At 69.3% G+C, this 17363-nt stretch carries 14 protein-coding genes; 2 read left to right on the top strand and 12 right to left on the bottom strand.

Annotated elements, in window-relative coordinates; all coding sequences use genetic code 11:
* Positions 1-56: 56 nt before the first annotated feature.
* The 9 genes from ALI22I_RS43000 to ALI22I_RS54215 all read right to left on the bottom strand — a co-directional run bounded on the left by ALI22I_RS43000 (position 57) and on the right by ALI22I_RS54215 (position 12638).
* Positions 57-1577 carry an RICIN domain-containing protein gene (locus ALI22I_RS43000; protein ID WP_077011361.1) on the bottom strand — a complete coding sequence of 507 codons (1521 nt, stop codon included), beginning with the start codon at positions 1575-1577 and terminating at the stop codon, positions 57-59.
* A gap of 40 nt (positions 1578-1617) precedes the next feature.
* The gene (locus ALI22I_RS42995) at positions 1618-3744 is read right to left on the bottom strand and encodes a beta-galactosidase (RefSeq protein WP_077011360.1); all 2127 of its coding nucleotides are present in this window, start codon (positions 3742-3744) and stop codon (positions 1618-1620) included.
* A gap of 38 nt (positions 3745-3782) precedes the next feature.
* A complete protein-coding gene (locus ALI22I_RS42990) occupies positions 3783-4601 on the bottom strand; it encodes a carbohydrate ABC transporter permease (RefSeq protein WP_083752526.1) in 819 nt (272 codons plus the stop codon).
* A gap of 83 nt (positions 4602-4684) precedes the next feature.
* Complete coding sequence (locus ALI22I_RS42985) at positions 4685-5629, bottom strand: carbohydrate ABC transporter permease (protein ID WP_083752437.1); 945 nt, start codon at positions 5627-5629, stop codon at positions 4685-4687.
* A complete protein-coding gene (locus ALI22I_RS42980) occupies positions 5626-7002 on the bottom strand; it encodes an ABC transporter substrate-binding protein (protein WP_077011358.1) in 1377 nt (458 codons plus the stop codon). Before ALI22I_RS42980 ends, ALI22I_RS42985 begins: the two co-directional genes overlap by 4 nt.
* 180 nt (positions 7003-7182) lie before the next feature.
* Complete coding sequence (locus ALI22I_RS42975) at positions 7183-8220, bottom strand: LacI family DNA-binding transcriptional regulator (protein ID WP_202971189.1); 1038 nt, start codon at positions 8218-8220, stop codon at positions 7183-7185.
* A gap of 206 nt (positions 8221-8426) precedes the next feature.
* Positions 8427-9824, bottom strand: a complete 1398-nt coding sequence (locus ALI22I_RS42970) for a serine/threonine-protein kinase (protein ID WP_077012016.1) — start codon at positions 9822-9824, stop codon at positions 8427-8429.
* A 340-nt stretch (positions 9825-10164) separates the two neighbouring features.
* Entirely contained in the window at positions 10165-11970 is a 1806-nt protein-coding gene (locus ALI22I_RS42965) for a DUF1996 domain-containing protein (protein WP_077011356.1), read from the bottom strand.
* A 473-nt stretch (positions 11971-12443) separates the two neighbouring features.
* Positions 12444-12638: a hypothetical protein gene (locus ALI22I_RS54215; protein ID WP_238598856.1), complete on the bottom strand. Its 195-nt coding sequence runs from the start codon at positions 12636-12638 to the stop codon at positions 12444-12446.
* Position 12639: 1 nt separating this feature from the next.
* Between ALI22I_RS54215 and ALI22I_RS42960 the strand changes: the two genes are divergently transcribed.
* A complete protein-coding gene (locus ALI22I_RS42960) occupies positions 12640-13260 on the top strand; it encodes a pectate lyase (RefSeq protein WP_238598855.1) in 621 nt (206 codons plus the stop codon).
* Positions 13261-13579: 319 nt separating this feature from the next.
* Here ALI22I_RS42960 and ALI22I_RS42955 read toward each other — a convergent pair whose 3' ends face one another.
* The 3 genes from ALI22I_RS42955 to ALI22I_RS42950 form a co-directional block, all read right to left on the bottom strand.
* Positions 13580-14647 (bottom strand): MFS transporter, encoded by a 1068-nt coding sequence (locus tag ALI22I_RS42955; RefSeq protein ID WP_238598854.1) that lies wholly within the window; start codon positions 14645-14647, stop codon positions 13580-13582.
* Complete coding sequence (locus tag ALI22I_RS54930; protein WP_274523050.1) at positions 14644-14778, bottom strand: hypothetical protein; 135 nt, start codon at positions 14776-14778, stop codon at positions 14644-14646. The genes ALI22I_RS42955 and ALI22I_RS54930 overlap by 4 nt, the downstream gene beginning before the upstream one ends.
* A gap of 238 nt (positions 14779-15016) precedes the next feature.
* Positions 15017-15649 (bottom strand): TetR/AcrR family transcriptional regulator, encoded by a 633-nt coding sequence (locus ALI22I_RS42950; protein ID WP_077012015.1) that lies wholly within the window; start codon positions 15647-15649, stop codon positions 15017-15019.
* Between the two features lie 225 nt (positions 15650-15874).
* Here ALI22I_RS42950 and ALI22I_RS42945 point away from each other — a divergent pair, with 225 nt between their 5' ends.
* Entirely contained in the window at positions 15875-17344 is a 1470-nt protein-coding gene (locus ALI22I_RS42945; protein ID WP_083752436.1) for a glycoside hydrolase family 28 protein, read from the top strand.
* Positions 17345-17363: the final 19 nt, after the last annotated feature.

Raw genomic sequence — 17363 nt, 5'->3', positions numbered from 1 at the left:
ACCAGTCGGAGAAGACCGGTCGGAGAAGGAGAAGGCCACCACACCGCCCGGACCGCTCAGATCTGCACGAGCTGCCACTGCTGGTCGAGCGAGCCCGTGTCAGCCCACTGGACGACCTGGGCGCCGTCCGAGACGGAACTGCCGAGGACCGACAGCACCTTGCCGCTGTGGCGGGCCACCAGCTTGTAGTACGACCCGACCGGGACGAGCTGCCACTGCTGGTCACCGCCGTTGTTCTCGACCCACTGCACGGCGTTCCCACCGTCGGCGGTGCTGGTCTGCCAGATCGACAGGGCCCGGCCGCTGTTCCGGTTGAACAGGGTCCGGTACCCGCCGCCGACATCGGTCACGTGCCAGTGCTGGTTGGCTCCGCCGTTGTCGGGCCACTGCACCAGGTTCGCCCCGTCCTGCAGGCTCGCCTGGTAGGCGTCCAGCGCCTTGCCGCTGCGCCGGTTGATCAACTTGTAGTACGGACCCGCGGAGTGGCCGAGGTCCACATCGCCGTAGCGCACGGTGTTCGGCGTGTCCTTCCAGAAGCCGTCCACCGACAGGATCAGCACCCGGCCGGTGCCGGCCACGTACTGCAACATGCGGCTGTAGCCGACCGGCATGGTGGTGCGCACCGCCGTCCACGGGCCGGTGCCGTTGCCCGTGTTGACCCGGACGTCTGTCGAGCCGTACGAGTTGTAGACGAGCCGTCCGTTCGGCAGCGTGATGATCATCGGACTGCCGCCGTGGTCGATCGTCGTGCCGCCGTTGCCCGAGTTCCACGATTCCGGGTTCGCCGAGATCTTGAAGTTGTTGGGCGTGTTGGACTGTCCGACCATCTCGTACACCATGGTGTACTGGCCGTTGGCCATGCGCGTGACGATCGGCATGCCCGGGCGCAGAGCGGGGTCCGCCATCGCCACGTCCTCGACCACCGGGCCCCAGTTGACGCCGTTCGTCGAGGTCTGGTGCACGATCTTCTGGTCGTGGTTGGCCTTGTCGCGCTCGTCGGAGTAGTACGCGATCAGCCGGTTGTTCGCCACGAGCAGGTAGGGCTCCCAGATCGGCGTCGGGTTCGCGCTGCCCCACTGGCCGCCGCCGAGCGCCACCTCGCTCACCCATGACCAGGTCGCGCCTTCGTTGTTGCTGAGGTAGATCTGGATCGCGGTCGCCGACCGGTCGGGTGGCGAGGAGATCCCGGCCAGCAGCAGGGTGCCGGCGGGCATGGTGCCGATCTGCTGCGGCAGCACGTAGAGGTGCGGGTTGGTCCAGTTGCCCCACCGGCGTGGTGACGTGTCCGCGACGGACGACGTCCGCGACCACGACGCCCCGTTGTTGGTGCTGGTCCAGATCGGGAAGGTCATGTTCTCCAGCGGCTGGTTGTTGTCCTCGTACGTGGCGACGAGTTTGCCGCTGGGCAGTTGCGCCGACTTGGCGTAGGTGAAGCAATACGGGCGGGTGCACGATCCCGACGGCGCCACCAGCACCGACGGGCCGTAGGCCTGGGCCGTGAAGACCGGCAACGTGCTGCCGACCAGCGCTGTCAGCACTGCGAGCAACCATGTCCTGGGCTTGCGCAGCGACTTCATCGGTGTCTGCTCCTCACTTGGTGTAACCGGATGGGCAGGGTCAGCCGACCTCGGCGGTGACGAACACCCGGACGTCCCACGCGCCGAGGTCGAGCGCGGTACCCGCGGGGACGGAACTGCCGTCCAGGACGTCGGACAGCGCCACGGGGGTCCCGACGCGGGCGGGCTCCCAGCTCCAGTTGTGCACCACGTGGACGCGACGTCCGTCCGGGGACGTGCCGGTCGTCGCGGTGACGGACGCCGGGAGGTCCCGCCACCCGCTCACCGCGGCCGGCGCCAGCCACCCGGCCAGGGCCCGCGCGAGGTCGCGTCCGGGGATCGTGCCGACGTGCGTGACGCGGCCTTCGCCGTGGCGGCGGGTGGTGACGGCGGGGAAGCGGCCGAAGTGCGGGTGGTCGTACTCCACGAGCACGTCGGCGTCGATGACGGTGAGGCCGTCGGCCCAGCGCGTCGCGGTCGCGTTCTCCGGCAGCACGAGCGGGCCGCCGGGCGCGGTACGGACCGGGATGTCGCGCGTGAGGTTGCTGAACTCGTCGTACCGGACGCCGGCGGCCTCGACGAGACGTCCGGGTGCCGGCTCGTGCCGTGCCCGTGCCTCGTGGTCGGCGTACGCGGTGCGCGGCCCGAGGACCAGGTGGCCGCCCGCGTGGGCGTAGGCCGCGAGCCAGTCGATCGTCGCGTCGTCCACGACGTACAGCGCGGCGGCGACGAGCACGGGATGGCGTCGCACGGCCTCTTCGGGCGTCATCCCCGCCCACTCACCGCGCGGGTCGTGCAGCTGCCGGGCGTGGACGATCCGCACCTGGCGGCCGGCGTCGAACGCGCCGCGGTAGAAGGGGTCGAAGATCCGGTGGTAGGAGGCGGGGTCCGGGCCGCCGTCGGCGGTCGCCAACGGCGGGTGCTCCTGCATCAGCCACTTGCTCGGCGTCGAGTAGACCATGGTGATGTCGGCGTCCGGCTCCAGCCCGGCGACGAGCGGGCCGGCGGCCTCGAACTCGGCACCCAGGCGGGCCAGCTCGGCGTAGGTGCGGCCGGGCTGGCCGCTGTGCGGCAGAATTCCGCCCCAATAGGTCTCCGCACCGAAGTGCAGCGTGTGCCAGTGCCAGTACTCGATCATCCGCGCACCGCGTGAGACCAGTGCCCACGCGGCCTGCCGCCACTGGCCGTCGAAGGCGGGCCGGTTGTCCCACGCGAAACCGATGGAACCGGCGTTGGTCTCGGTGACCAGGAACGGCTCCTGACGCGAGGAGAACATCCAGTCCGCGGTCTGGAGCAGCGACCACACGCCGGTGGTCTTCCACTTCTGCTCGAAGTCGTCCGGCGTCCGGTCGGGCAGCGCGAGCCCGTCCTGCATGTCGTAGTACGGGTTGCCGGTGGCGATGTCGAGGCGGGAGCTCAGCTCGTCGTCCGCCACCGCGCGCCGGGTGTAGGAGATGCACGTGGTCACGAACTGCTCGGGCGCGGCGTACTCGCGGACGATGTCGGCCTGCCAGCCGATGAACTCGGTCGTCTGGCGCGCCTGGAACTCCCGCCACGCCAGGTCGTACTGGGGCTGGAAGTTGCCGTCCGGCGTCCACAGGTCGGCCCAGGTGGAGAGGCGGTGCGACCAGTAGACCAGACCCCACTCGCGGTTCAGCGTCTCGACGTCCCCGTAGACGGACCGCAGGTGGTCCACGAAGCGCTGGAAGACGCCGTGGTTGTACAGCAGTTCGTTGCCCGGCTCGTTGTCCACCTGGAACCCGATGACCGCCGGGTGCCCGACGTACCGGGCGATGATCTCGCGGATCACCCGCTCGGCGTGGAACCGGAAGGCGGGGTGGGTGAAGTCGACCTCCTGGCGGGCGCCCCAGCCGATGCGCTGCCCGGTGGCCCGTTCACCGGTGATCTCCGGGTAGAGCCGGGCCAGCCACGGCGGCACCGCGTAGGTCGGCGTGCCGAGGATGACCGAGATGCCGCGGGCGTGGGCGCCGTCGAGCACCGGCTGGAGCCAGTCCAGGTCGAACCGCCCGTTCTCCGGCTCCCAGGTCGACCAGACCGATTCGCCGACCCGGATGACGGTGAAGTGCGCGTCGACCATCAGGTCGAGGTCGCTGTCGAGCCGTTCGCCGCGGTGGTACTCGTGGTAGTACGCGGCGCCGAACAGCACGCGGGCGGGCAGGACCGCCATGAGGGGAACCTCCGGGGGATCGATGTGAAGGTGACGCGTCATCCCTTGACGCCGCCGGTGGCCAGGCCGCTCTGCCAGTAGCGCTGGAGCAGCAGGAAGGCCACGACGAGCGGGACGACCGAGAGCGTGGACCCGGTCAGGAGGAGCGCGAGCATGTCGCTGTTCGCACCGGACCCGCCGCCGACCGCCTGGGACCCCCAGGAGGCGAGGCCGACCGTGACGGGGTACAGGCTCGGGTCGTTGAGCATGATCAGCGGGAGCAGGTAGTTGTTCCAGGTGGCGACGAGCGTGAACAGCACGACGGTCACCAGGCCCGGCGCCAGCAGCCGCATCGCGATCAGGAAGAAGATCCGGACCTCACTGGCTCCGTCGAGTCGGGCGGCCTCCAGGATGCTGTCCGGGACGGCGTCCTGCGCGTAGACGCGCATGAGGTAGAAGCCGAAGGGGCTGACGAGCGAGGGCAGGATGACCGCCCACGGCGTGTTGACCAGACCAACTTTCGCGAACATCAGGTAGGTCGGGATCGCCAGGGCGGTGGTGGGCACCATGATGGCGCCGAGCACCAGGTTGAAGGTCGCGCCGTGGCCCCGGAACCGGAACTTGGCGAACCCGTACCCCGCGGCGGCGGCCAGGAGCGCGGCCCCGAACGCGCTGACGACGGCGTAGACGACGGTGTTGAGCAACCAGTGCGCGAAGATCCCGCCGTCGTGGGTCAAGGTGCCCTGGATGTTCGTGAACAGCCGCGGGGCGTCCGAGAACCACAGCCCGAACGTGGTGAACAGGTCCTCCGTGCTCTTGGTCGACGCGACGACCAGCCAGAACAGCGGCAGCAGGAAGTACGCCAGCGCGGCGAACATGGCGACGGTCAACGGGGTGCTGCGCCGACCGGCCGTCCGCGGACCGGCCGTCCGCCGAGGGCGCGTCGATCCGATCGTGGTGGTCACGATGACCTCCTGCGGTTCGCGGTGAGCAGGACGGCGTAGGAGACGATCACGATGACCAGGCCCAGCAGGAACGACACCGCGGCCGCGTAGTTGGTCTGCTGACCGGTGAACGCGAGCGAGTAGGCGTAGAGGTTCGCGGTGTAGGCGCTGTCGATCACGTCCGGTGCGATGCGCTGCAACAGGTTCGGCTCGTTGAACAGCTGGAAGCTGCCGATCACCGAGAACATCAGGGCGAGCAGGAGCGCCGGTCGCAACGCCGGGAGCTTGATGGACCAGGCGATCCGCCAGGCCCCGGCCCCGTCCACCGCCGCCGCCTCGTAGAGGTCACCGGGGATGGCCCGCAACGCGGCGTACAGGATGATCATGTTGTAGCCGGCGAACTCCCACGTCACCACGTTCGCCAGGCTCCCGAGCATCCAGCCCTCGCTGAGGAAGGGCGGCACCGGCAGTTCGAGCGCCTTGCTCATCTGGGCGAACGGCCCGTAGTCCGGCCCGTAGAGGTAACCCCACATGAGCGACGCGACCACGCCCGGCACGGCGTACGGCACGAAGATGCCCAGCCGCACCACGCGCGCCAACCGCACCAGGCCGCTGTCGAGCGCGAGCGCGAAGAGCAGCGCCAGCAACAACATCACCGGGACCTGGATCACGAAGAACGTCGCGACCCGGACGACCCCTCGGATGAGCAGCGGGTCCTGGACGGCGCGGACGTAGTTGTCCAGCCCGACGAAGCTGGTCCCGCCGACGAGCTTGGTCTGGAACAGGCTGAGGTAGGCGGCGTAGCCCAGCGGTGCGAGGAAGAGCAGCAGGAAGAGCGCCAGGAACGGTGCGGCGAACAGTGCTCCCGCCCTGCCGTTGCGCGCGTCGACGCGTCGTTGACGAGTCGCCCCCGCCCCCGCCGGCCGCGAGTCCGCTGTGGACGCCGCGATCGTGGCGGTCATCGGACGGTGAAGCCCTGGTTCGTGGCGAACGTGGTGATCCGGGATTGCCACTCGTCGAGCGCGGCGACGGCGTCGGTCCTGGCGGTGAGGGACTTGCCGACGGTCTCGGTCCAGTCCGTGACCACCTGGTCGAGGAACGGCGGCCAGGTGAACGCGGTGTTGACCGTGGTGCCGATGTCGGCGAACACCTGGTTGACCTGCTGTCCGCCGAAGAACTCGGGCGCGTCGCCGACGTAGCTCGGGTCGGTGAGCAGCGCCTTCGTCGCCGGGAAGAAGAACTGCTCGGTGGCGAACAGCTTCGCGCTCTCCGGGTCGCTGTTGAGGAACTGCGCGAACTGCGCCGCCGCGATCGGGTTCGCGGTCGACTTGATGACCGCGCTGGTCGAGCCGCCCCAGTTGGCCGAGGCGGGCTTGGACGCGTCCCACTGCGGCAGCGGCGCCGCCCGCCACTTGCCCGCGGTGGACTTCGCGGAACCGGCGAGGAAGACCGGCCCCCACGCCGCCGTGATCCAGGTGGCGTACTTGCCGTTGTTGAGCGAGGCGTACCACGAGTCGGTGAAGTCCGCTTCGGTGCCGATGACGCCCTCCTGCGCGAGTCCGCCCCAGTACCGCGCGAGCTTCTTGGACGACTCGTCGTTGACGCTGATCGCGATGTCGCTCTTGCCCGAGGTCACGAACGGGTTGGCGCCGTCCTGCCACAGCAGGCCGTGCCACACGCCGGCCTGGTTGCCCGCGAGGTTGGTCAGGTAGATCTCCGGGTTGGCCGCGTGCAGCTTGCGCGCCGCGTCGGCGAACTCGTCCCAGGTCTTCGGCGGCTGGATGCCGTACTGGTCGAAGATGTCCTGCCGGTACAGCATCCCCATCGGGCCGGTGTCCTGCGGGATGGCCCAGATCTCGCCGTTGGCGCCGCTGACCTGACCCCAGGTCCAGTCCACGAACTTGTCCTTGAGCTCCGACGCGCCGTACGGCCGCAGGTCCAGCAGGCTGTCGGTGATGGTGAACGTCGGGATGTACTGGTACTCGATCTGCACGACGTCGGGCGCACCGGTGCCGGCCTGGAGTGCGGTGCGCAGCTTGGTGTACTCCGGCGTGCCGCGGCCGGCGTCGACCACGTTGACCTTGATGGCCGGGTACTTCTTCTGGAAGAGCGCGACTTCCTGCACGATGTCGGGGACCCACGTCCAGAACGTCAGCTCGGTCGGGGTCGTCATGGCCTTGTCGATGTCGGCCTGGCTGACCGGACCGGTGGCGGTGGAGGTGGTGCCGCTGTCGGCGCCGCACGCGGCCAGGGCCGCGGTGAGCCCCACCGCTCCCGCCGCGGCGAGGAAGCCCCGACGGCTGAGCAGGGGGTGGTTGGGGGCGATTTCGGGCATGGGTGAACTCCTGTCGGACAGGAACGCGTGACCGGCACGCGAAGGAGCGCGCGCGGAAAAGGGGTGGGTGAAGCGCTTTGGCTATGACGAAAAGGGTGTCGCGATAAACGGTTCAGCTCAAAAGGTTCAGCTCAAAAGGTCAGCGATAAAGGGGGAGAGCGGTGAAGGGTGGGGAAAGAGTCAGGCCAGGGGCTGACGGCGCCCGCGTGCCGGGGTCGTCCGGGGCGGTGGGGGCGCGGTCGAGGCGCGGATGATGAGGTCGACCGGTAGGTCGGCCGCCGGCGGAAGGGGATCCTGTGGCTTTTCGATGGCGTGCACGAGGAGGTTGAGCCCGTCCTCGGCCACGGCGTCGAACAATTGGCGCACGGTGGTGAGGGGAGGGTTCACGTAGGCCGCGACCGGGATGTCGTCGAAACCGACGACGCTGACGTCGTCGGGCACGCGTCTGCCGGCTTCCACCAGCGCGCGGACCAGCCCGATCGCCATGTCGTCGTTCGCGGCGAACACCGCGGTCACGTTGTTATCGGAGGCCAGTTCGCGGCCTACCGTGTAGCCGGACGCGGCCGACCAGTCGCCTTCGACGACAGGCGGTGCGTCGAGGCCGCGTGCCGCTAAAGCGGCCCGCCACCCCTCCATGCGGTCCCTGGCGTCGTACCACCGCTGCGGACCGGCGATGTGGTGGACGGTCGTGTGCCCCAGGTCCAGCAGGTGCTCGGTGGCCATCCGCGCCATCAGCCGGGAGTCGATCCCCGCGGTGACCACGGTCGGGGCGACGAAGGCCGGCGGCGCACCGAAGACGAGCACCGGCACGTCGACGCGGAGGGAGGCCGGTCCCTCGTCGATCGGCTCGGAGATGACGATGCCGTCCACGCCCTGGTCGAGGAGCGAGTCCACCGCGCCGGCGGCACCGGCCGGGTCACCTTCCACCGTGTTGACCACGCGGATCGCGTAACCCGTGTTCCGGGCGGCCCGCTCTATGCCCATGAGCAGGGAGGCGGGCCCGTACAAAGCGGTGCCGAGCGACACGACGCCGATGGACCGGGTGCGTCCGGAGGCGAGTGCGCGCGCCGCGTTGTTCAGCCGGTAGCCGAGCTGTTCGGCGGCGTCGAGGACGCGCTGGCGGACGTCGGCGGAGACGTACGGCTCGTCGTTGAAGACCCTGGACACGGTCTTCTGCGAGACCCCGGCCAGACGGGCTACGTCGACGCTGCGCGGCAAAGGCAAAGCGGAGCCCCCACTCCGTCCGATCTGTCGCGTCATCGTAGCTCCCGGTGGCCGCTCTGCCGATCTTGCCAGGTCAGTCTGTCTGACTGCGTAGTCATGTCTACGCAGTCAGACCTCGTCCCGTCAAGAGTCGGCAACGTAACCGCAACCTTGTGCCTACCGGCTACGGGACCGTGGGGGCGAGGTGACGGCTTGAGCTCTCAGCCGTTGCCGGGCTTGTCGTCGCCGCGCTTCTTGTCGTCCTTCTTGTCGTCGTCGCCCTCGCCGTCGTCATTCTTCTTGTCGTCGTCGATGCGTTGCGAGGACAGGATTTCATCGGAGTCGATCAGCGGTGTGCCGTTCTGGACGACGAGTCCCAGCCGGTGCGATTCGCGGAACCTCTTGCCCTCCGCGCCGGTGTAGTCGATACCGACGGTGACGGTGTCCGGGCCGGAGGCAGCGGGCGGTGAGCTGACGGTGAGGTCCTTGACGTCGCTCCAGGACTTCTCGTACTGCTGCCGGCCCTGCTCCCGCAGCCGGGGCCCGAGCCGTTCCCACGCCCGGGCGGTGTCCTTCGGCAGCATGGCGTAGTAGTCCGCCACTGCCTGTTCCAGCCGCGCGGGGGCCACAGCGGTCGAACTGACTGGCGACGTGGCCGTTGCGCCCTTGTTGTCGTCCGGGCCCCTGGTCGCCAGCACCAAGCCCAGCACGACCAGACCGATCACGGCCACTGCGCCCAGCGCGACGAAACGCCCACGCCCGGACGCCGATCGCGGTGGCGGGCCGGCCGGGTGCAGGTCGAGCCGGGTCGGCGCGGGTCGCGGCGCGCGCAGCCGGTCGGCGACCTGCGCCATGGTCGGCCGGGTGGCGGGGTCGGTGCGCAGCATGTCCGTCAGCACGTCGGTCAACGGCCCAGCCTGCGCCGGAGGGGTGAAACGGCCTGCGGCCACGGCGTGCAGCAGGGCGATCGCGTTGTTCCCGTCGCCGAACGGCGGACGCCCCTCCACCGCCGCGTACAGGGTGGAGCCGAGGGAGAACACGTCGGAGGCGGGCCCCGGTTGGCCGCCGCGCGCCACCTCCGTGGACAGGAACGCGGGCGTGCCGGCGAGCAGACCGGTCCGGGTGACGGTGACGTCCCCGACCGCGCGGGCGATGCCGAAGTCGGTGATCTTCGTGGTGCCGTCGTCGGTCAGCAGGATGTTGCCGGGCTTGACGTCGCGGTGCACGATGCCCGCCGCGTGTGCGGCGGCCAGCGCACCCGCGATCTGCGCCCCGATGCGCATGACCTGCTCGGCGGGCAGGACGCCGCGTTCGGCGATCAGGTCGGCCAGGGTCCGCGCGGGCAGGTACTCCATGACCAGCACCGGTCTGCCGTCGTCCTCGACGACGTCGTGCACGGTCACCGCGTTCGGGTGCTGCAACCGGGCGGCGATGCGCCCCTCCCGCGCCGCCCGGCCCACCGCCTCGACCGGATCGGCGCCGTCGGGCACCACGAGTTGCTTGAGCGCCACCACCCGGTCCAGGCGCTCGTCCACCGCCTGCCACACCACACCCATCGCGCCGGCCCCGACGCGCCCGCGCAGCCGGTACCGCCCGGCCACCAAGCGCCCTTCGTCCATCACCGGCACCCCGCCCTTCAGTCCGCCAACCGCACAACCTTACGTACCCGGACCGGTCACGACTCCGCGTAGCCACAGCGCCGAGTCGCATTGCAGGTCTCCATGACGGTGGTGGAGTGAGGCGCTGGGCCGGGAGCTCCTGAACGCAGCCGGCACCGACGCGGGTGCGTCGTCGCCGGCGGTGGGCGGTTGACCGGTCAGCCGAGGAGGAACAGGACCGAGGCCAGGCCGAAGCCGACCAGGCTGATCGCAGCCTGCCCCCGGCACGGTCAAGGCAGGTCCGGCGCACGCGAACGGCCGGGCACCGGGGGCTTGGCGCCCGGTGCCCGGCCGTGTCGGTTCACTTGCAGCGGCGGCCGGTGTTGATGCAGTCGGCGATCTTGGCCATGGTCTGGTCGGAGTTGACGTTGACGAAGTCGTTGTGGTCGGAGAACGGGTTGTGGTTCTCCTCCGGGAACGAGTCGAGCTGGTACCTGCCCGCCTTCTGGACGTCCTGGGGGATGTCGTAGGAGATGCTGATCCGCAGCTGCGGCACGGCCTTGCGGCCGGCCGGGCAGGCGCCCGTGTTCCGGTCCGCGACGGCGAGGTGGTCGCGGTGGTTGGCGCTGTCGGTGTTCTTGCCGTCCCAGCAACTGGCGAAGTCGTGCACCCGCATCACCTTCTGGCCGGCGGGGCAGATCACGTACTTGTCGGAGAGCCGGTCGGTGAACCCGCTGCACGTCCAGGTGGCGCGGGCGTTGGCCGGGCCGCGGCTGGTCGGCTTGGCGTCACCGGTGATGGCCTTGAGGAACTTCGGCATCGCCACGACCTTGCTCGTCGGGTTGCCGCGGTACTCGATCTTCACCGCGACCGGTCGGACGATGCCGCCCACGTTGCCGGCGATCTCCAGGTTCGGGCCTCGGACGCCGGGCAGCTCCGCGGGATTGCCCTGGTTGCCGCCGTTACCGGGATTGCCGGGGTTCGGGTTGGCGTTGCCGTTGCCGGGGTTGGCGTTGTCGAGCTTGCACGGCGCGAGGGCTTCCAACCCGGCCGGTCGGGGCGCGTTGCGGCTGATGGCGATGGCGATCCGGTCCAGAGTGGCGAACCGCTTGTCCTTCAGCGGACCGAGGATCGCGTTGTTGACGAAGTTCGGGCCGCCCTGTCCCTGGGTGCTGACCAGGCGCTGGTTCGCCTCGGCGATCTGCTTGTCCAGCAGGTCCAGGTTGCGGTTCACCTCGTCCACCGCCTGGGCCGGGACGCCGCGCAGCTTGCCGCGCACGGTCGGGCAGTTGACGGTCGGCGTCACGGCCGGCGGTGCCGCGTTCTGTGACGTCGCGGGCGGCTTGGTCGCGTTACCCGCGTCACCCGTCGAGCCGTGCCCGGCGTGCGCGCCGTCGTAACTGAGGTCGCAGTCGGCGAGCGACTCCAGACCGCCGGGCCGGGGCGCGTTGCGGCTGATGGCGATGGCGATCCGGTCCAACGTGGCGACCCGCTTGCTGCGCAGCGGGCCGAGGATCGCGTTGTTGACGAAGTTCGGGCCGCCCTGTCCCTTGGTGTCGATCAGGCGCTGGTTCGCCTCGGCGATCTGCTGGTCCAACAGGGCCAGGTTCCGGTCCACCTCGTCGCGCGCCTGCTCGGGGACGGCGGGAAGCCGGTTGGCGACGGTCGGGCAGCTGATCGTCGGCGTTCCGGCGCCCTTGAGCGTCTCGGCGTCGGCGCCGACCGCCTTCGCCTGCTCGACTATCCGGACGACCGGCCAGAAGTACGACGACCGGTCACCGTTGCGGCACGTCGTCTCCGAGTCCACCAGGCTCTGGTCGGACGAGTCGGCGCTGATCGACTGGTTGCCGACGAAGTCGTGCACGTGCTGGGCGCCGTTCTTGACGCCCGGTTGCGCGACCGGGTTGTCCGGGCTGAACTTCCGGTTGCCGTTGGTACCGCAGTCCACGGTGAACACGCCGGTCGAGCCGTCCCGACCGACTCGCGGCCTGGCGACGTTCGCGTTGACGCTCTCGATGGGGACGAACGACGACAGTGGCGCCGCGTTCGACGGTTGTTGGCCGTTGGCGGCGATCGCGGCGGTCGCCGTGCCGGCCACCACCAGGGCGACGAATCCCGCCAGCACGCGGAATCTCCGGGACCTGCTCTTGAACATGGCGTGTTTCATCTCTTGCTCCTCACCGTGTCGGGGCACCAGCCGCGACCCGACGCGACACCGGTCGGAGGTCCGACGGGTGGTTGGCGTGGTGGCTGCGACAACAGGGGATACGTAGGGATGAGGCCGGCGGATCAAAGCCCACGTGCGCGCGTCACCGGTCGGTAAGGAGTTGGTGCGAGCGGAGCAGTCCGGGTGACCGTTCTGTCCGTTTCACTCCGGTAGTTGACTATTAAATATCGACGTGTTCTTGTTCCGCGCAGCAATCGGAGTCGCCGAGAGGACGCGGAACGCATGCCGAGCGTGGAGGAGGACGACCAGCCGCCGTCAGCTGGTCGTGGATCTCGACCATCCGCGGGTGCCATGCGCGGCATAGCGATCGTCACGGCCGTCGTAGTCGGAGCGGCAGCCGCCGCGTACGTGGTCATCACGTCCAGTGACGAATCCGCGACGTCCATTGGTGTGTCCGCTACGGACAGTCCCATTCAGACGACCGTGCCGCCGACCGGATCACCGGCCCCCAGCTCCTCATCAGCTCCCTCCTCCGCCCCCTCCACCACATCCGCCTTCAGCACCACGTCGACAACACCACCCACGACGCAGATCGCGCCCGCGCCCGGCGGATGGCCCACACCGGCCGGCTCCGCCCCGGTCCCGGCGACCATCGCCGTCTCGGGCACGTTGGACGGCGGGATGAAGCGCTACCAGGGCACGGCGGCGTTAGGCGACGGCGGGCAGGGCGAGAGCCAACCCCCGATGTTCGAACTGGCCGACGGCGCCACGCTCCAGAACGTGATCATCGGTGCCCCGGCGGCGGACGGCGTGCACTGTCGCGGTAAGTGCACGCTGCGCAACGTGTGGTGGGAGGACGTCGGCGAGGACGCGGCCACGCAGAAGGGCAGTTCGGCGTCGCAGGTGATGACCATCGACGGCGGCGGTGCGCGGTCGGCCGCCGACAAGGTCTTCCAGCACAACGGCCCCGGCACAATGATCATCAGAAATTTCCAGGCCGAGAACATCGGCAAGCTCTACCGCTCGTGCGGCAACTGCGACACCCAGTATGAGCGCCACGTAGTACTCCAGAACGTCTCTGTAACCGTGCCGGCGAAGACCCTGATCGGCATCAACCCCAACTACGGCGACACCGCGGAGCTGTCCGGCATCACCATCCTCGGCGACCCCGGCCAAAAAGTCGTCATCTGCGAGACCTATCGCGGCGTAACCGACGGCGAAGCCGCCAAGCTAACCAGCGGCCCAAACACCAACTGCCTCTACGACCCCGCAACCGTCGCCTACCGCTAACCCGCGCACCTGCCACAACACACCCGTCACAACACGCCCCGCCGCAACGCACTCGCCACAACGCGGATGCCACAACCACGCCCCGCAGCACAGGTGCCGAGACACAAGCGCCGTGGCATGATCACCCCGACATGACCGCACCTAACGCCCCGACACCCGCCCCTCACCCCCGCCCCCGGGGCCTGCCCGACGCCCCGCGCCGGGACCCACTCGGCCCTAACACCATCGAGTGAACATCGCCCGACGACGTAAGAAAACGCCGTAATCTTTAAGTTGAAACGTCGGTTGAAACGAAGAGGAGCCCCGAGCAACCACAAGATCATCGACGCAGCGCATACCCACCGACCGCAAACGTGCAGAGCACCAGCGCCGCACCACTCACCGCCACCGACGAGTGGATGCCGATAGCAGTGCCGAGCAGACCCACGGTGAACCCACTACCGGCCCGCAGCCCACCGGACGACATGCCGTAAAGGCCGATGACCCGCCCCCGCTGCGCCGGCGGCGCGAGCAGCTGGACCACCGTCTGGCTGATGGACATCGACGCCAGGTTCGCCACCCCGCCGGCCACGAGCAGGAACAGCGCCAGCGGATAGCTCGCCGTGAGGGCGAACAGGAAGCTGGTCAGCCCGTAGATCGCGGTGCTGACCAGAGCCGCCGTCACGTTGGGCTTGATCCGCCCGGTGACCTCCAGCAGTAGACCGCCGACGACCCCGCCCGCGCCGTTCGCGAACAGCAGGGCGCCGTACGCGGTTCCCGCGCTGCCGGCGCTGCCGGCGCCCAGGTCCTGGGCGAAGATCGGCATCGCCGACTGCATCGACGCGCCGATGAAGAACGACCCGATGCCGCCGATCATGATCATGCTGACCAGCGTGCGGTCGGACCGGACCTCCCGCAGTACCCGCACCGCCTCGCGGACCCCCACTCGTGCACGCGCGACGCCCTGGTCGCGGACGTGGCCGGTGAACCTGGTTCGGAACAGGAAGAGGGTCAGTGGCAGGTAGAAGGCGATGTTGACGAAGATCCCCGCCACCGGCCCGAGTCCGAGCAGCAGGGCGGAGCCGATGACCGGGCCGAACAGCACGCCGAGGCTGCGGAAGGTGGCGTTGAGCCGGACTGCGCTCGGCAGCTCGTCCCGGCCGGCGAAGTCGTGCAGCATCATCTGCTCGCCCGGCGTCCACAGCGAACCGGCGCAGCCGTGCAGGGCGAGCAGCACGCACGCCTGCCAGACCTGGAATGAGTCGGCCAGGAACAGCACGCCCCAGGCCGCCGACACGAGCATGAACAGCGCTTGTGCGCCCTGGATGAGCCGGCGGCAGTCGTAGCGGTCGGCCAGCGAGCCGAACCACACCGAGAACACCAGGAACGGGACCCAGTGGCTGATCACCTGGAAGCCGCTGAGTGCGGGGAGTGGAACTTCTCCCACAGCACCCAGTAGGTGATCACGTGCTCGATGTTGTCAGCCATCATGGCCAGTCCCGTGCCGAACAGGTACGGGCGGCAGTCTCGGTTGCGCAATGCGGCGAACCTGGCCGGCTTCGTTGGCTTCGCCGGGGTCGGCACTGGCGCCGGCACTGGCGCCGTCGCCGTCGGCACCGGTTCGGGCGGCGTCGTCGGCACGGGTTCGGGCGGCGTGGGGCACGTGGGGCACATGGGGGCACACCGTTCTTCCTCGGCTGTCAGGGGCAGTCGGTCCGGAGGAGGCGCGTTTAGTCCACATCGGATGGATAGGGGGCGATGTGGCGTCGCGTGTCGCCTAGTGCGCGTGCAGGGTGAGGAACTGGTGCACGAGTTGGTCGGTGAAGGCAGGGGGTACGGGGTCGCCGGTGACCAGCACCCGGTAGTAGATCGGACCCACGAGTTGGTCGACGGCGGCGTCGACGTCGAGATCGGGGCTCAGTTCGCCCCGTTCTACCGCCCGCAGCAGGGGCAGGCGGTCGCGGTCGCGTTGACGGCCGAGGTAGTCGGTGCGTAGCCGGGCGGCGAGGTCAGGGTCGTGCTGTGCCTGTCCGGCCAGTGCGCGGAACACCGCACCGGAGTCCGATTGGGTCAGGAAATCCGCCAGCTTGCCCAGGTGGACGCGGAGGTCGGCACCGAGATCACCGTGTTCCGCCGGGGTCAGCTCCTGGGCCATGTCCTCGATGAACGCGTCCATCAGAACGTCCACTTTGGACGGCCACCACCGGTAGATGGTCTGCTTGGCCACGCCTGCCCGTGCCGCGATGCCCTCGATCGTCACCCCGGCGAACCCGCGCTCCACCAGCAGGTTGTCGGCCGCGTCGAGAACGGCCTGCCGAGCTTGTTCACTGCGCCCGTGCCGGTTCCCGTGGTGCACCCCGCCGCCGCGTACGTCGCCGCGTGCGCCGCCGCCCGTGAGATGGCCTCGCATCAGCACCCTCCCGTCACGCGTCACGCTGGGCTAGTCGCAACGTTGCGTCTAGCCCAGCCCCGAAGGGTCCGCAGGGAGCCGGACTTGAGCTGTCCAGTGGCGCGTCGAGGACTACGGCCAGGCCGCTGATCGGCTCCTTGACCGCCGACGGACAGCGCTGACAGACTCGCTGGAAAGCGCTTGCCTGCCCGGAACCGCCGCCTGACGTCGAAGGAGCTGTCAAGCATGGCGAAGGAGTTCTTGCGGCGGGACTTCCTCAAGCACACCGGCCTGTTGGCAGGTGGTGTCGCGGCCGGTGGACCAGGACTGCTCGGCTACGGCGGTAGTGCTCAGGCCGCACCGCCATCGCCGTCCGGAAACCCGTCGCCGCCCGGAAACCCGTGGTGGCAGGCGGAAGTGATCGCCGCCAGGGTGCGGCCACCGCGTTTTCCGAACCGGTTCATGGATGTGACCAAGTTCGGTGCGGTCGGCGACGGGGTCACCGATTGCACGGCCGCGTTCCGGGCCGCGATCGACGCGTGTGCGCGCAGCGGCGGTGGGCACGTGGTAGTGCCGGCCGGGCGGTTCTCCACCGGCGCCATCCACCTGCGCAGCAACGTCGACCTGCACATCACCGCAGACGCCACGATCGCGTTCATCCCCGACCCGAGGGCCTACCTCCCGGTGGTGCTGACCCGGTTCGAAGGCACCGAGCTGCACAACTACTCGCCGATGATCTACGCCTACGGGCGGCGCAACATCGCGATCACCGGCACGGGCACCGTGGACGCGCAGTCGGACAACGCGCACTGGTGGCCGTGGTCGGGCAAGACGACCTACGGCTGGCAGCCGGGGCAACCCAACCAGATGGCGGCACGCGACCGACTGCGGGCCATGGCCGAGAACGGGGTCCCGGTCGCGGAACGGGTGTTCGGCGAGGGCGGCTACCTGCGGCCCAGCTTCATCCAGCCCTACCGGTGCCGGGACGTGCTGGTCGAGGACATCACCGTGGTCAACTCCCCGATGTGGGAGATCCACCCCGTGCTGTCGGAGAACGTGCTGGTCCGGAACGTGACGGTGAACAGCCACGGCCCCAACAACGACGGCTGCAACCCCGAGTCCAGCCGTTACGTGGTCATCCGCGACTGCGCGTTCGACACCGGCGACGACTGCATCGCGATCAAGTCCGGCCGCAACGCCGACGGACGCCGGGTGAACGTGCCCAGCGAACTGATCCTCATCGAGGGCTGCCAGTTCCGCGCCGGCCACGGCGGCGTGACCGTCGGCAGCGAGATGTCGGGCGGAGTGCGCGATGTGTTCGCCCGCGACCTGCACATGAGCAGCCCGGACCTCGACATCGCGCTGCGGTTCAAGACCAACTCGGTGCGCGGTGGTTTCGTGGAGAACTTCAACGCCAGGGACATCACCGTCGGAACCGTCGTCACCTCGGCCATCGTGATCGACTTCAACTACGAGGAAGGCCCCGGACACGGCTTCAACCCGCTGGTGCGCGGCATCGACATCCGCGACATGACCGTGGACACCGCCCAGCGCGCCCTCTCCCTGCGTGGTTACGCCGACGCCCCGATCCAGGACGTCCGGCTCACCAGGGTGAACTTCAAGCAGGTCGGCCAACCCGACATCGTGGAGCACGTGACCGGTCTGCGGTTGCGCGAGGTCTACGAGAACGGCCAACGCCTGCCCGACACCCCCTGACCCCTGCTCGACACCGCCG

The sequence above is a fragment of the Saccharothrix sp. ALI-22-I genome, assembly GCF_001984175.1.
GTDB lineage: Bacteria > Actinomycetota > Actinomycetes > Mycobacteriales > Pseudonocardiaceae > Actinosynnema.
The sequence above is the reverse complement of the archived record's forward strand: the minus strand, read 5'-3'. Positions and strand labels throughout refer to the sequence as shown.

Coding starts and splice junctions, on each gene's coding strand:
- ALI22I_RS42970 (WP_077012016.1), bottom strand. CDS start 9,824: ATGGACGAAGGGCGCTTGGTGGCCGGGCGGTACCGGCTGCGCGGGCGC.
- ALI22I_RS42950 (WP_077012015.1), bottom strand. CDS start 15,649: ATGCGAGGCCATCTCACGGGCGGCGGCGCACGCGGCGACGTACGCGGC.
- ALI22I_RS42995 (WP_077011360.1), bottom strand. CDS start 3,744: ATGGCGGTCCTGCCCGCCCGCGTGCTGTTCGGCGCCGCGTACTACCAC.
- ALI22I_RS42990 (WP_083752526.1), bottom strand. CDS start 4,601: ATGTTCGCCGCGCTGGCGTACTTCCTGCTGCCGCTGTTCTGGCTGGTC.
- ALI22I_RS42945 (WP_083752436.1), top strand. CDS start 15,875: ATGGCGAAGGAGTTCTTGCGGCGGGACTTCCTCAAGCACACCGGCCTG.
- ALI22I_RS42980 (WP_077011358.1), bottom strand. CDS start 7,002: ATGCCCGAAATCGCCCCCAACCACCCCCTGCTCAGCCGTCGGGGCTTC.
- ALI22I_RS42985 (WP_083752437.1), bottom strand. CDS start 5,629: ATGACCGCCACGATCGCGGCGTCCACAGCGGACTCGCGGCCGGCGGGG.
- ALI22I_RS43000 (WP_077011361.1), bottom strand. CDS start 1,577: ATGAAGTCGCTGCGCAAGCCCAGGACATGGTTGCTCGCAGTGCTGACA.
- ALI22I_RS42965 (WP_077011356.1), bottom strand. CDS start 11,970: ATGAAACACGCCATGTTCAAGAGCAGGTCCCGGAGATTCCGCGTGCTG.